Annotated in this window: 11 protein-coding genes; 4 read left to right on the top strand and 7 right to left on the bottom strand. The window is 72.8% G+C overall.

The window, feature by feature from the left end:
* Positions 1 to 101: 101 nt before the first annotated feature.
* The 4 genes from QNH85_RS09455 (at position 102) to QNH85_RS09440 (ending at position 4,335) form a co-directional block, all read left to right on the top strand.
* Positions 102 to 731, top strand: coding sequence for a potassium channel family protein (locus QNH85_RS09455; RefSeq protein ID WP_282946243.1), 630 nt, complete (start codon positions 102 to 104; stop codon positions 729 to 731).
* Positions 728 to 1,894, top strand: a complete 1,167-nt coding sequence (locus QNH85_RS09450) for an ROK family transcriptional regulator (protein WP_282946036.1) — start codon at positions 728 to 730, stop codon at positions 1,892 to 1,894. The genes QNH85_RS09455 and QNH85_RS09450 overlap by 4 nt, the downstream gene beginning before the upstream one ends.
* Positions 1,895 to 2,007: 113 nt before the next feature.
* On the top strand, positions 2,008 to 3,252 hold the full coding sequence (locus tag QNH85_RS09445) for a PP2C family protein-serine/threonine phosphatase (RefSeq protein WP_282946035.1): 1,245 nt from the start codon (positions 2,008 to 2,010) through the stop codon (positions 3,250 to 3,252).
* A gap of 54 nt (positions 3,253 to 3,306) precedes the next feature.
* Positions 3,307 to 4,335 (top strand): magnesium and cobalt transport protein CorA, encoded by a 1,029-nt coding sequence (locus QNH85_RS09440; RefSeq protein ID WP_282946034.1) that lies wholly within the window; start codon positions 3,307 to 3,309, stop codon positions 4,333 to 4,335.
* A 98-nt stretch (positions 4,336 to 4,433) separates the two neighbouring features.
* On the opposite strand, the gene mmsB is transcribed toward QNH85_RS09440, so the two are convergent.
* The 7 genes from mmsB to QNH85_RS09405 all read right to left on the bottom strand — a co-directional run bounded on the left by mmsB (position 4,434) and on the right by QNH85_RS09405 (position 14,096).
* Entirely contained in the window at positions 4,434 to 5,612 is a 1,179-nt protein-coding gene (gene mmsB, locus QNH85_RS09435) for a multiple monosaccharide ABC transporter permease (RefSeq protein WP_282946033.1), read from the bottom strand.
* Positions 5,609 to 7,147: a multiple monosaccharide ABC transporter ATP-binding protein gene (gene mmsA, locus QNH85_RS09430; protein WP_282946032.1), complete on the bottom strand. Its 1,539-nt coding sequence runs from the start codon at positions 7,145 to 7,147 to the stop codon at positions 5,609 to 5,611. The genes mmsB and mmsA overlap by 4 nt, the downstream gene beginning before the upstream one ends.
* Before the next feature lie 107 nt (positions 7,148 to 7,254).
* The gene (gene chvE, locus QNH85_RS09425; protein WP_282946031.1) at positions 7,255 to 8,397 is read right to left on the bottom strand and encodes a multiple monosaccharide ABC transporter substrate-binding protein; all 1,143 of its coding nucleotides are present in this window, start codon (positions 8,395 to 8,397) and stop codon (positions 7,255 to 7,257) included.
* Between the two features lie 403 nt (positions 8,398 to 8,800).
* A complete protein-coding gene (gene araA, locus QNH85_RS09420) occupies positions 8,801 to 10,309 on the bottom strand; it encodes an L-arabinose isomerase (protein WP_282946030.1) in 1,509 nt (502 codons plus the stop codon).
* Entirely contained in the window at positions 10,306 to 11,058 is a 753-nt protein-coding gene (locus QNH85_RS09415) for an L-ribulose-5-phosphate 4-epimerase (protein WP_282946029.1), read from the bottom strand. Before QNH85_RS09415 ends, araA begins: the two co-directional genes overlap by 4 nt.
* A gap of 112 nt (positions 11,059 to 11,170) precedes the next feature.
* Entirely contained in the window at positions 11,171 to 12,823 is a 1,653-nt protein-coding gene (locus QNH85_RS09410) for a xylulokinase (RefSeq protein WP_282946028.1), read from the bottom strand.
* A gap of 91 nt (positions 12,824 to 12,914) precedes the next feature.
* On the bottom strand, positions 12,915 to 14,096 hold the full coding sequence (locus QNH85_RS09405; protein ID WP_282946027.1) for a LacI family DNA-binding transcriptional regulator: 1,182 nt from the start codon (positions 14,094 to 14,096) through the stop codon (positions 12,915 to 12,917).
* Positions 14,097 to 14,099: the final 3 nt, after the last annotated feature.

Raw genomic sequence — 14,099 nt, 5'->3', positions numbered from 1 at the left:
CCGGCCGGGACGCCGGCCGGGACGCCCGCCGCGGCGAGCAGGACCGCCGCGGGGACGGCGCACCCCGCGGCAAGGCACCGAAGCGCGACGCGGGCGTCCTCGTGATCGGCCTCGGCCGGTTCGGCTCGGCCATCGCCGCGACGCTCGACCGCCTCGGCCAGGACGTGCTGGCCGTCGAGCGCGACCCCGAGCTGGTGGCGCAGTGGACCGGCCGGATCCCCCTGGTCGAGGCCGACTGCACCAACCCGCAGGCACTCGAGCAGCTCGGCGCGCGCGACTTCTCCGTCGCCGTCGTCGGCGTCGGCTCGTACCTCGAGGCGTCGGTGCTCATCACCGGCAACCTCGTCGACATCGGCACGCCGCAGATCTGGGCCAAGGCGATCAGCGCCGAGCACGCCCGCATCCTGCAGCGCATCGGCGCGCACCACGTCGTGCTGCCCGAGGCCGACGCCGGCTCGCGGGTCGCGCACCTGGTGTCCGGGAAGATGCTCGACTACATCGAGGTCGAGGACGGCTTCACCATCGTCAAGATGAAGCCGCCGCGCGAGACGCAGGGGTTCACCGTCGGGCAGTCCCGGATCCGGGAGAAGTACGGCGTCACCGTCATCGGCGTGAAGAGCCCGGGCATCGACTTCGTGTACGCGACGCCGGAGACGCGGATCGCGGCGAACGACCTGCTGGTCGTGTCCGGCCACGCCGAGCTGCTCGAGCGGTTCGCCGCGCGCCCGTGAACCGACGGGGGGCGCCGGGCGGCGGGCGCGCGGCGCGGGACAGCCGGGCGCTGCTCGTGGCCGCGCTCCGGCGGGCCGACGGGGTGACGCAGGTCGAGCTGTGCGCCGCGACCGGCTTGTCCCCCGCCACGGTGTCCGCCGCGGTCGCCGCCCTGGAGGCCGACGGCCTCGTGCGGGTCACCACGGTCACCCGTTCGGGGCGGCGCGCCCGGTCGGTGTCGCTGGCCACGCCGGGCGGGGCGCTCGCCGGCGTGCACTGCTACCTGGACGAGGTGCGGGTCGCGCTGGACCGGGGCGACGGCGCGCCGGTGCTCGACGTGGTGCCGCTGCCCGGCGGGCACCGGGCCGAGCACGCGGTCGGCGAGGCCCGCGCGCTGCTCGACCGGCTGCTGCGCGACACCGGCACCGACCCCGCATCCGTCGCGGCCGTCGGGGTCGGCGTCCCCGCGCCCGTGGAGGTCCGCACCGGCCGCGTCGCGGGCTCCGGCGTGCGGACCGGCTGGGGCGAGGCGATCGCCGACCCGGCGCTGTTCGCGCCCGCGCCGGGGGTGCCCGTGGTGTTCGACAACGACGGCAACCTCGGCGCGCTCGCGGAGGCGCGGCTCGGGGCCGGCCGCGGCTGCGCGACGGTCGTGCACGTCGCGCTCGGCGAGGGCGTCTCCGGCGGCATCGTCGCGGGCGGCGACGTCGTGCACGGCCGCACCGGCACCGCCGGGGAGCTCGGGCACCTCACCATCGACCCCGACGGCCCGGTGTGCTCCTGCGGCAACCGCGGGTGCCTGCAGGTGTTCGCCGGGTCCGCCGCGGTGCGGGACCTGCTGCTCGCGAGCCACGGCCCGCTGAGCGTCGCGGACGTGCTGGAGCGCGCGGCCGCGGGGGACCCCGGGTGCCGCCGCGTGCTGTCGGACGTCGGCCGGCACCTCGGCACCGCCCTCGCGTCGGTGTGCACCGTCCTGGACCCGGACGTGCTCGTCGTCGGCGGCACGCTCGCGGCGGCCGGGGGCCTGCTGCTGGACCCGCTGCGCGAGGTGCTGGCGGAGCGCACCGCGGTCACGTCCGGGGCGGTCGTCGACGTCGTGGCGGGCCGGCTCGGACCCACCGCGCCCGTCCGCGGCGCGCTGCTGCTGGCGCGCGACGCGGTGCTCGGGGCCGCCCGGCCGTGACCCCCGCCACAGGCCCTCATCCCGCGGCGCAGGATGCCGATGAACAAGGGGTGAGAGGCCACCCGGGACGGTGGTGGCCGCGGGACGTGCGGAGGTGACCGGTGGGCGCATCGGTGACGTCCACCCCGCTGCCCGCCCCCCGCGGGACCGACGCCGCGATCCCGGAGACCCCGCAGTCCCCGGACGGCGCCGCCGTGCCGGCCGCCGACGGCTCCGACGCCGCCACCGCGGTCCCGCAGGGCCTGGACCGGCGCCTCGCCGCCCTCGAGCGCCTCGGCGCCGTCACCTCCGCCCCCGAGCCCCGCTTCGACCGGGTGGTCCGGCTCGCGCGCCAGCTGTTCGACGTCCCGACCGCGACGGTGTCGCTGATCGGCGCCGGCGAGTCGGCGCACGTCCCGCCCCTGCCGGCGGCCGCGCCCGCCGAGGTGCGTCCCGCCACGGCCCTGCCCGCCGCCGAGCCGCAGCACTGCGACATCGCGGTGATCGAGGACCGCGGGCCCGCCGCGCAGCTCCGGTTCTACGCCGAGCACCCGCTGGTCGGTCCCGACGGCCGCCGCCTCGGCACCCTCTGCATCGCCGACACCCGGCCGCGCCGGTTCACCGCCGACCAGTCCGCGCTGCTCCGCGACCTGGCCCACTGGGTCGCCAAGGAGCTGTCCGTCGACGCCGAGCTCGACCGCGCACAGCAGGTCCAGATGGGCCTGCTCCCCCGCGACACCCCGAGCGTCGACGGCTACGAGCTCGCCGGCTCGTGCCTGCCGTCCCGCGCGGTCGGCGGCGACTTCTACGACTGGTACCCGGCCGGCGACGGCGTGGTGCTCACGCTGGCCGACGTCATGGGCAAGGGCCCCGCGGCCGCCATCCTCGCCGCCGCCGTGCGCGCGGTGCTCCGCGGGTCCGCCCACGGCGAGGACGTCGACCGGGCCATGCTGCACGCCGGCGCCGTCCTGCACGCCGACCTCTCCGACTCCGGGCTGTTCGCCACCGCGTTCCACGCGCGCCTCGACCCCGCGACCGGCCGCGTCACCTACGCCGACGCCGGGCACGGGCTCACGCTCGTCGTGCGGGCCGACGGCACGTGGCAGCGGCTCGACGCGCTCGGGCTGCCGCTGGGCGTCACGGACGAGGCGCACCGCGACCTCGGCGAGACCCACCTCGCCCCCGGCGACCTGCTGGTGACGTTCAGCGACGGCGTGCTCGACCTGTTCGACGGGTCGCTGCGCTGCGTGCCGCTGCTCGCCGGCGAGCTGCTCGACTGCCCCAGCGCCGACGAGGCCGTCCAGCGGATCCTGCGCCTCGCCGCCGTCGCGGAGCGCCGCCCGGACGACATCACGGTCGTCGCCCTCCGCCGCGCCTGACGCCCCGCGCACGCCCCGGGAGCCCCGCGCGGCCCCGGAACCTAGAGTGGGCGGGTGACGGACGTGGGGCGGGTCGGGGCGGACGCGGCGATCGGCGACTGCGGGCTGTACACCGACGGCCGGCGGGTGCCGGGTCGGGTGCCGCTCGGGGAGGCCGGTGAGGCCGCGCGCGCCACCGAGGGGTACGTCTGGGTCGGCCTGCGGGAGCCGTCGGCGGCGGACATCGCCGAGGTGGCCGCGGAGTTCCACCTGCCGTCGCTCGCGGTCGACGACGCCGTCAACGCCCACCAGCGCCCGAAGCTCGAGATGTACGACGACGTCGTGTTCGTGGTGCTGAAGCCCGTGCGGTACGTCGACCACGTCGAGGTCGTGGAGATCACCGAGATCGCGATGTTCCTGCGCCCGCACGCCGTGGTCTCCGTGCGGCACGGCGAGGGCGGGGTGCTCCGGCAGGTCCGGTCAGAGCTGGACGCGGGGGTGCCGCCGGAGGAGGACTTCGGGCCCGCCGGGGTGCTGTACCGGACCGCGGACCGCGTGGTCGACGCGTACGAGGTCGCCCTGGAGCACATCGACCTCGACGTCGACGACATCGAGCGCCTGGTGTTCGGCCCGGGCGAGGACGACCACTCCGAGCGGATCTACAAGCTCAAGCAGGAGGTCGCGGAGTTCCGCCGGGCGATGCTCCCGCTGCAGCGCCCGCTCGAGCGGCTCGCCGCCGGGGAGGTCCCGCACGTGCCCGCCGCGGCCGAGCCGTACTTCCGGGACGTGCACGACCACCTGCTGCGGGCCGTCGACGCGATCGAGGTGATCGACCGGCAGCTCACCGATGTGCTGCAGGCCAACACCGCGCGCGTCACCACCGGCCAGAGCCGCGTCGCCCTGCGGCAGAACGAGGACATGCGGAAGATCTCCGCGTGGGCCGCCATCGCCCTGGTGCCGACGGCCATCGCCGGCATCTACGGCATGAACTTCGAGCACATGCCGGAGCTCGGGACGCGGTACGGGTACTTCGTGGTGCTCGCGGTGATCGCCGGCGCGTGCGTCGGCCTGCACCGCGCGTTCCGCCGCAACCGCTGGCTCTGACGCGCACCGGCCCGGGTACGCCGGGCACGCGGAACGGCCGAGGGCCGGGACGCGGGGTCTCCCCTGCGTCCCGGCCCTCGGCCGTCGTGCGCGTGCGGTCAGCGGCCGCCGGCGCGGCGCTTGTTGTAGATGTCGAACGCGACGGCCAGCAGGAGCACGAGGCCCTTGACGATCTGCTGCGTCGACTGCGGGACGCCCATGAGCTGCATGCCGTTGGACATGACGGCCATGATCAGACCACCGACCATGGCGCCGGTCACGCGGCCCACACCACCGGTCGTCGACGCGCCACCGATGAAGCAGGCGGCGATGGCGTCGAGCTCGAACATGTTGCCGGCGCCCGGCTGGGCACCGTTGGAGCGGGACGAGTAGATCGCGCCCGCGACACCGGCCAGGAAGCCCATGTTGACGAAGATCCAGAAGTTGACCTGCTTGACCTTCACGCCGGACAGCTGCGCGGCCGACAGGTTGCCACCGATCGCGTAGACGTGGCGGCCGAAGACCGTCCGGGTCGTCACGGTGTTGTAGGCCAGGATCAGGACCGCGAGGATGATCAGCACGATCGGCAGACCGCGGGAGTGCGCCAGCTGCCAGGCGAAGGCCATGACGACCGCGGCGATGAGGACGATCTTCAGGACGAAGAGCGGCATCGCCTCGACGGACTGCTGGTAGCGCACGCGGCCCATGCGGGAGCGGTAGGACGAGAACGCGTAGCCCGCGATGCCGATGGCGGCGATCACGAGGGTGAAGGCGTCGTACCCGTCGCCGCCGAACAGGCCGTTCAGGAAGCCGCCCGCGACGCCCTGGTAGGTCTGCGGGAACGGCGACAGCGAGATGTTGTCCAGCACCTCGTAGGTGAGGCCGCGGAACAGCAGCATGCCCGCCAGCGTCACGATGAACGCCGGGATGCCGACGTACGCGACCCAGAAGCCCTGCCACGCGCCGACCAGCAGGCCGACCACGAGGGCGGCGAGGATGCCGACCCACCACGGCTGGCCGTTCTTGATCACGAGGATCGCGGACACCGCGCCGGTGAGCGCCACGACGGACCCGACCGAGAGGTCGATGTGCCCGCCGATGATCACGATCACCATGCCGATGGCGAGGATCAGGATGTACGAGTACTGCAGGACGATGTTGGTGAGGTTGCCCGGGGCGAGCAGCACGCCGTCCGTCAGGATCGCGAACAGCGCGATGATCGCGACGAACGCGATGTAGATACCACTCGTCCGCAGGTTCTTCGTGAAGATGTCCCGCAGGCCTGCCACAGCCGTCATCGAACCGATTCCTTTTCCTTCGTCATGAGCTCCATGAGGCTCTCCGGGGTGGCGACCGCACGCTCCTGCACGCCGGTGATCCGGCCGAACGCGAGCGTGTAGATCCGGTCGCAGATGCCCAGGAGCTCGGGCAGCTCGGAGGAGATGACCACGACGGCCTTCCCCGCGTCAGCGAGCTTGTTGATGATCGTGTAGATCTCGTACTTCGCACCGACGTCGATGCCGCGCGTCGGCTCGTCCAGGATCAGCACCTCAGGGTCGGTGTAGATCCACTTGGACAGGACGACCTTCTGCTGGTTGCCGCCGGACAGCTTGCCGGTGAGGGCCATGACGGTCGGCGACTTGATGTTCATGGACCGCCGGTACTCCTCGGCGACCTTGATCTCCTCGTTGCCGTTGACCCAGCCGGCCTTCGACAGCTTGCGCAGGCCCGCGGCGGAGATGTTCCGGCGGATGTCCTCGATGAGGTTCAGGCCGTAGGTCTTGCGGTCCTCCGTGGCGTACGCGAGGCCGTGGTTGATGGCCTCGGTCACCGAGCGGGTCTGGATCTCCTTGCCGTGCAGGAAGACCTTGCCCGAGATGTTCCGGCCGTAGGAGCGGCCGAAGATGCTCATCGCCAGCTCCGTGCGGCCGGCGCCCATGAGGCCGGCGATACCGACGATCTCACCGGCGCGGACGTCGAACGAGGCGCCGTCGACGACGACGCGGCCCGGCTGCGTGGGGTGCTCGACGTGCCAGTCCTCGACACGGAACACCTCCTCGCCGACGTGCGAGACGTGCTCCGGGTACCGGTGCTCGAGGTCGCGGCCGACCATGCCCTTGATGATCCGGTCCTGCGTGACCTTGTCCTCGACCATGTCGAGCGTCTCGATCGTCTTGCCGTCACGGATGATCGTGGTGGAGTCGGCGATCTCGGCGATCTCGTTGAGCTTGTGCGAGATCATGATCGAGGTGATGCCCTGGCCCTTGAGGTGCCGGAGCAGGTTCAGCAGGTGCTCGGAGTCCGAGTCGTTCAGGGCGGCCGTCGGCTCGTCCAGGATCAGCAGCTTCACCTTCTTGGAGAGCGCCTTGGCGATCTCCACGAGCTGCTGCTTGCCGACGCCGAGGGTGCCGATCGGGGTGGTCGGGTTCTCGTCCAGACCGACCCGCGCCAGCAGCACGGCGGCCTCGGAGTTCGACCGGTTCCAGTCCACGAGGCCGTGCGACGCGCGCTCGTTGCCCAGGAAGATGTTCTCCGCGACGGACAGGTAGGGCACCAGCGCGAGCTCCTGGTGGATGATCACGATCCCCTTGTCCTCGGAGTCGTTGATCGAGCTGAACTCGACCGTCTCCCCGTCGAAGCGGATCTCACCCTCGTAGGTGCCGTGCGGGTAGACGCCCGACAGCACCTTCATGAGGGTGGACTTGCCGGCCCCGTTCTCCCCGCAGATCGCGTGGATCTCTCCCCGCTTGACGTTCAGGTTGACGTCCTGCAGAGCCTTGACCCCGGGAAAGGTCTTGGTGATGGAGTGCATTTCCAGGATGTGGTCGCTCATGCGGCCTCGACCGTCCTCGTTCGTCGGGCTGGTGTCCGCCGCGGGACCGGCCGGCACGCGAGGTGCCGGCCGGTCCACGGTGGTTGCGCGGTCAGCGCGTCAGGCGATCAGGCCTGGCCGCTCGCGACCTGCTCCTCGGTCCAGTAGCCGGAGTCGATGAGCAGGGACTGGATGTTGTCGGCGTAGACGATGTCCGACTCCAGGAGGAACGACGGGACGACCTTGACGCCGTTGTCGTACGACTCGGTGTCGTTCGCCTCGGGCTCCTCGCCCTCCAGGAAGGACTCGGCCGACGTGACGGCCTGCTCCGCGAGCTTGCGGGTGTCCTTGAAGATCGTCGAGAACTGCGTGCCGTCCTGGATGAGCTTGACGGAGGCGATCTCGGCGTCCTGGCCGGTCACGATCGGCATGCCGGCGTCGATGGTGGCGCCGTAGCCCGCGTTCTGGAGCGCGGTGATGATGCCGCGGGAGATGCCGTCGTAGGGCGACAGCACGCCGTTGACCTTGGCGCCGTCCGAGTAGGACGACGTCAGGAGGTCCTCCATGCGCTTCTGGGCGGTCTCCTGCAGCCAGCGCAGCGTGGCGACCTGCTCGATGTCCGTCTGGCCGGACTTCACGACGAGGGTGCCCTCGTCGATGTACGGCTGCAGCGTGTCCATCGCGCCCTGGTAGAAGAAGTGCGCGTTGTTGTCGTCCAGCGAGCCGGCGAACAGCTCGATGTTGAACGGGCCGGTGGCGGTGCCCTCGGAGCCGTCCGCGTTGAGCAGGCCGAGGCCCACCAGCAGCGACGTCGCCTGCTGCACGCCCACGTTGTAGTTGTCGAACGTGACGTAGAAGTCGACGTTCTCGGTGCCGTTGATCAGACGGTCGTAGGCGATGACCGGGATGCCCGCGTCCGCCGCGGCCTGCAGCTGGTTGGCCAGCGCGGTGCCGTCGATGGAGGCGACGATCAGGAGGTCGGCGCCCTTCGTGATCATCTGGTCGATCTGCTGCGACTGCGTCGGGATGTCGTCCGCGGCGTACTGCAGGTCGACCGTGTAGCCCGCGTCCTCGAGCTGCGACTTGACCGCGTTGCCGTCGGCGATCCACCGCTCGGAGGTCTCGGTCGGCATCGCGACGCCGATCGTGAGCTCGCTGGGGTCGGCCGCAGCGCCCGACTCGTCGTCGCCCGAACCGGCACCGCCGCCGGAGCACGCCGCCAGACCGAGCGCGAGGGCGCCGCCGAGTGCGACGAACCTGATGCTCTTCATGTCCTTCTCCTCCTCGAGAGGGTTGCTGACCTCATCGTCACGGACCCGACTCGCGTCGTCGCCCGTCCTGCCCATCGCCGTGCCGGGAGGGATCGCCCCCTCGCCGTCGGCGAGCACGCGCATACTCTCGCGGGGTTGAGTTCAAGAAGTCAAGCCAAAGGTTCGGGGCGCAGGTTGCAGATGGATAACGGTCGCCACGACCCCGCCTCTGGCCGGTGAATCCGCAGGTCACGGCTGATCTGGGCGCTCCTGGCGGTCCCTCGCACCGGAGCGGGCGGAGCGACTTCACCCGCTCGCTGGGTTCGGCGGGCGAACTCAAGGGCGGGTCGGGTGGCACCCGCCGAGGACGACGAACGGCCCGCCCCCGGGATGACCGGGGACGGGCCGTGCAGTGCGTCCGGGCTCAGAAGCCCTGGGCGAGCCGGTAGTAGACCTGGTTCCAGCGCACCTGGTCGCGGAACGCGCGACGGGTGGTGTGCTCGTCGATCACCAGGAGCTCGGTGCCCGCGATGTCGGCGTAGATCTCGAACGCCTCCACGCCGGCCGCGGTCGACATGACGGTGTGGTGCGCGCCGCCGGCGGTCAGCCACGCCTCCGCGGAGGTCGCGAAGTCGGGGCGGGGCTCCCACACGGCGCGGGCCACGGGCAGGTTCGGCAGCTCCTGCGTCGGGGGCACGATGTCCACGACGTTGGCCGTCAGGCGGAACCGGTCCCGCATGTCGGCCAGCGAGACGACGACGCCCTCGCCCGGGTCCGCGTCGAACACCATGCGGACCGGGTCCTCCTTGCCGCCGATGCCGAGCGGGTGGATCTCCACCTTCGGCGTCGACGTCGTCAGGGACGGGCAGACCTCGAGCATGTGGGCGCCCAGGATCTTCTCGCCGCCCGGCGTCAGGTCGTAGGTGTAGTCCTCCATCAGCGACGCGCCGCCGGGCAGACCCTCCCCCATCACCTTCGCCGCGCGCACCAGGACGGCGGTCTTCCAGTCGCCCTCGGCGCCGAAGCCGTAGCCCTTCGACATGAGGCGCTGCACCGCGATGCCGGGGAGCTGGCGCAGGGCGCCCAGGTCCTCGAAGTTCGTGGTGAAGGCCTTCGCCCCCAGGGAGCCCAGCAGGGTCTCCAGGGCGACCTCCTGGCGCGCGGCGTACCGCAGCGAGTCGTGGCGGTCGCCGCCGCGGCGCAGCTCGGGCACGACGTCGTACAGGTCCTCGTACTCGGCGACGACGGCGTCGATCTCCGCGTCCGCGACCGCGTCGACGGCCGCGACCAGGTCGTTCACGCCCCACGTGTTCACCGAGACGCCGAACCGCAGCTCCGCCTCGGTCTTGTCGCCCTCGGTGACGGCGACGTTGCGCATGTTGTCGCCGAACCGGGCCAGCTTCAGCTCGTGCGTGGCGGCCCAGCCCGCGGCGGCGCGCACCCACGTGCCGACCCGCTTCGTGACGGCCGGGTTCGACGCGTGGCCGACCACCGTGGTGCGCGCGACGCCCAGGCGGGTCGCGATGTACGCGTACTCCCGGTCGCCGTGCGCGGCCTGGTTGAGGTTCATGAAGTCCATGTCGATGCTGTCCCACGGCAGCTCGACGTTGGCCTGCGTGTGCAGGTGCAGCAGCGGCTTGCGCAGCGCGTCCAGGCCCGCGATCCACATCTTCGCCGGGCTGAACGTGTGCATCCACGTGATGACGCCCAGCACCCGGTCGTCGGAGTTCGCGTCGAGCGCGGCGCGGCGGATCGAGGCGGAGTCCTTGAGGACCGGCTTCCACACGATGCGGACCGGCACGTCGGACGCCTCGTCCAGCCGGCGCGCGACCTCCTGCGACTGCTCGGCGACCTGGCGGAGGGTGTCCTCCCCGTACAGGTCCTGGCTGCCGGTGAGGAACCAGACCTCGCGGTCGGCGTAGGGCTTGGTCATGCGTCGTTCTCCTTCGTGCTCGTGGCGGGGGCTGCGGTGCCCTGGCCGTAGACGTTCTGGTAGCGGGCGTACAGCGAGTCGACCTTGTCCTGCGGGATCGGCAGCGGGTCCCCGAGCTGGCGGGAGATGTGCACCGTGCGGGCGACCTCCTCGACCATCGCGGCGGCCTTGACCGCGGCCTTGCCGTCCGTGCCGATGGTGAACGGGCCGTGGTTCTGCATGAGCACGGCCGGGCTGCGGGAGCCCTGCAGCGTCTCCACGATGCCGCGGCCGATGGAGTCGTCGCCGATGAGCGCGAACGGGCCGATCGGGATGTCCCCGCCGAACTCGTCGGCCATCATCGTCAGGACGCACGGCACCGGCTCGGCGCGGGCCGCCCAGGCGGTCGCGTACGTCGAGTGCGTGTGCACGACGCCGCCGACCTCGGGCATGTGCCGGTAGACGTAGGCGTGCGCGGCCGTGTCGGACGACGGCGAGCGGGTGCCCTCGACGAGCGTGCCGTCCAGGTCGCACACGACCATCGACTCCGGGGTCAGCTCGTCGTAGGTGACGCCGGACGGCTTGATGACGAACAGGTCCGCGTCCGACGGGCCGTCCGGGGAGACCTGCACCCGCTGCGACACGTTGCCGGCCGTCCACACGATCAGCCCCCAGCGCGGCAGCTCGGCGTGCAGCGCGGACACCACCTCGCGCGTCCGCGTCACGGCGTCGCGCACGCTCTGCGGGTACTCGTCCAGGGATCGGGTCATCAGGTGGTTCCTCGCTCTCGCATCGGGCACGGAGGCCGAGGTCGGCACTCCGGTGGCGAGGTCGGCAGCCCGCGGTGCCGATCTCGGCCACCGGCTGCCGACCTCGGCGGGATCAGACGGACTCGGTCGCGGCGCGCTCGACCGGCAGGCCGGCGCGGTACCGGGCCAGGAACGCGGCGAAGCCCGCCTCGTCCACCGGGTCCGGGGTGACGACGTCCACCTCGGCGTCGCCGAAGACGCGCTCGGCCAGGTACGTCGGCAGGTCCTGCTCGCCGGCCGCGCCCAGGTAGGCGGCCAGCACCGCGATGCCCCAGGCGCCGCCCTCGGCCGCGGTCTCGCCGACCGCCACCGGGGCGCCGATCGCCGCCGCGAGCAGCCGCTGGGCGACCCCCGCGGTCTTGAACATGCCGCCGTGCGCGAACATCGCGTCGATCTCGACGCCCTCGCCCGCCAGCACCTGCATGCCCAGGCTCAGCGTGCCGAACGCCGAGTAGATCTGCGTGCGCATGAAGTTCGCGAGCGTCAGCCGGCTGCCCGGGGTCCGCACGACCAGCGGGCGGCCCTCCTCGAGCCCCGTGATCGGCTCGCCCGACAGGTAGTTGTAGGCCAGCAGGCCTCCGCCGTCCGCGTCGCCCTCGAGCGCCGCGCGGAACAGGGCACCGAAGACGTCGTCCGGCGCGGCGTCGCGGCCCAGGCCCGTCGCGAACTCGCCGAACAGGCCGGCCCACGCGTTGAGCTCGCTGGCGCCGTTGTTGCAGTGCACCATCGCGACCAGGTCGCCGGCCGGGGTCGTCACCACGTCCAGCTCGTGGTGCACGCGGGCCAGCGGCTGCTCCAGGACGACCATCGCGAAGATCGACGTCCCCGCGCTCACGTTGCCCGTGCGCGGGGCGACCGAGTTGGTGGCGACCATGCCGGTCCCCGCGTCGCCCTCCGGCGGGCACAGCGGGATGCCGGCCTGCAGGGTCCCGGTCGGGTCCAGCAGCGCGGCGCCCTCCGCGGTCAGCCGGCCGGCCTCGGCGCCCGCGGGCAGCACCTCCGGCAGCAGGGCCTCGAGCCGCAGGCCGGGGCGGCGGGTCGCGACGATCTCGTCGACCTGGGCCAGCATCGTGCGGTCGTAACCCCGCGTCGCCGGGTCGATCGGGAACATGCCCGACGCGTCGCCGACGCCCAGGACCTTGCGGCCGGTGAGCCTCCAGTGCACGTAGCCGGCCAGCGTCGTCACGAAGTCGATCCGCGGGACGTGCGGCTCGTGGTCGAGGATCGCCTGGTACAGGTGGGCGACCGACCAGCGCAGCGGGATGTTGAAGCCCAGCTTGTCGGTCAGCTCGGAGGCGGCGCGTCCGGTGGAGGTGTTGCGCCACGTCCGGAACGGCACCAGCAGCTCGCCGGCCTCGTCGAACGGCAGGTACCCGTGCATCATCGCGGAGACGCCCAGCGCGCCGAACGTCGTCGGGCGGACCCCGTAGCGCCGCTCCGCGTCGTCCAGCAGCGTCGTCACCGACTCCTGCAGCCCCGCCCAGACCGCGTCCAGTGAGTACGTCCACACCCCGTCGACGAGCTGGTTCTCCCAGTCGTGGCTCCCCGTCGCGACGGGCGCGTGGTCGGGGCCGATGAGGCAGGCCTTGATCCGGGTCGAGCCCAGCTCGATGCCCAGCGAGGTCGTGCCCGCCGCGAGGGCCTCGCGGACCCGCTCGTCGCGGGCCCGGTCGTGCTGGGTGCGGTCGTCCTGGGTGCCGGCGTCGTCGTGCCGCTCCTGCGCCATCGCGTGTGCTCCTTCGCCCGGGCTGCGCTGCCCGCCGTCCCGATCCCGCCCGCGGCCGGTCGGCCGCCAGTCATCGTGTCGATGTTAGCGCTCACATGTCCACCGGGGAAAGCCGCGCACGCCGACATCCGCCTGACCTGCACGGCCCCGCGCCGAGAGGGCACGAGACGTCGCCGCACGCGCCGCCGAGGGGACGTCTGGTGCCCACTCGACGCGGGTGCTCGCGGGGCGGGCCAGGGGCGTCCGGGGTCATGGGGGTGGTCGCGCTGGCGCGCGGGACCAGGGTCGCCGGGAGGAGGGTGCGGGGCACGTCCTCGCCGGCCAGCTCGCGCACCAGCGCGTCGATCGCCGAGCGGCCCAGCGCGGGGAAGTCCTGCCGGACGGTCGTCAGCGGCGGCACGAAGTACGCGGCGCCGGCCTCGTCGTCGAACCCGACGACCGACACGTCCTGCGGGACCCGCACGCCCTGCTCCCAGAACGCCCGGAGCAGCCCGAGCGCGAGCTGGTCGTTCGCCGCGAACACGGCGGTCGGCAGCCCCTCGGCCACCAGGCGCAGCCCCTCGCGGTAGCCCGACTCGGCGGACCAGTCGACCCGCACCGGTTCCGGCGCGGCGACCCCCGCCGCCGCGCACGCCTCGCGCCAGCCGGCCAGCCGCTCCCGCGCGTCGAACCAGTCCTGCGGACCGGCCAGGTGCACGATCTCGCGGTGCCCGAGGTCGACCAGGTGCCGGGTCGCCGCCCGCGCTCCCTCCCGCTGGTCGACCCCGACGGCCACGACGCGCCCCGGGCCGGTGACGGCCTCGCCGGAGGTCACCGTGACGACCGGGACCGGCGCCGGGAACGCGGCCACCGCCTCCGCGACGTCCACCTGCGGGGCGATGATCGCGATGCCCTCGACGGCCTGGTCGAGGAAGTGGTCGAGCGCGGCCCGCATCGTGCCGGCGTCGAACCGGTCGATCGCCGCGACGCTCACGTAGTAGCCGACGTCCCGGGCGGCGCTCTCCAGGCCCAGCAGCGTGCTGGTCGGGCCATGGTGCGCGGACGAGGTGGTCACGACGCCGAACGCGCCCGACCGGCGCGTCACGAGGGCCCGCGCGGCGCTGTTGCGGCGGTAGCCGAGCTCCGCGATGGCGCTCAGCACCCGCTCGCGGGTCTCCGGGCGGACGCTCGGGTGGTCGTTCAGCACGCGCGAGACCGTCTGGTGGGACACGCCCGCGAGCGCCGCGACGTCGCTCATCGCGGGCGGTCGGCGGGCGGTCGGCGTGCCGGGCACGGG

Origin of the sequence: Cellulomonas endometrii, from assembly GCF_949769265.1 — a bacterium.
Classification (GTDB): domain Bacteria; phylum Actinomycetota; class Actinomycetes; order Actinomycetales; family Cellulomonadaceae; genus Cellulomonas; species Cellulomonas endometrii.
The sequence above is the reverse complement of the archived record's forward strand: the minus strand, read 5'-3'. Positions and strand labels throughout refer to the sequence as shown.

What these genes read in the sequence shown, in the direction of transcription:
- mmsB (WP_282946033.1), bottom strand. Translation starts at nt 5,612, where the DNA reads ATGACGGCTGTGGCAGGCCTGCGGGACATCTTCACGAAGAACCTGCGG.
- mmsA (WP_282946032.1), bottom strand. Translation starts at nt 7,147, where the DNA reads ATGAGCGACCACATCCTGGAAATGCACTCCATCACCAAGACCTTTCCC.
- chvE (WP_282946031.1), bottom strand. Translation starts at nt 8,397, where the DNA reads ATGAAGAGCATCAGGTTCGTCGCACTCGGCGGCGCCCTCGCGCTCGGT.
- araA (WP_282946030.1), bottom strand. Translation starts at nt 10,309, where the DNA reads ATGACCAAGCCCTACGCCGACCGCGAGGTCTGGTTCCTCACCGGCAGC.
- QNH85_RS09415 (WP_282946029.1), bottom strand. Translation starts at nt 11,058, where the DNA reads ATGACCCGATCCCTGGACGAGTACCCGCAGAGCGTGCGCGACGCCGTG.
- QNH85_RS09410 (WP_282946028.1), bottom strand. Translation starts at nt 12,823, where the DNA reads ATGGCGCAGGAGCGGCACGACGACGCCGGCACCCAGGACGACCGCACC.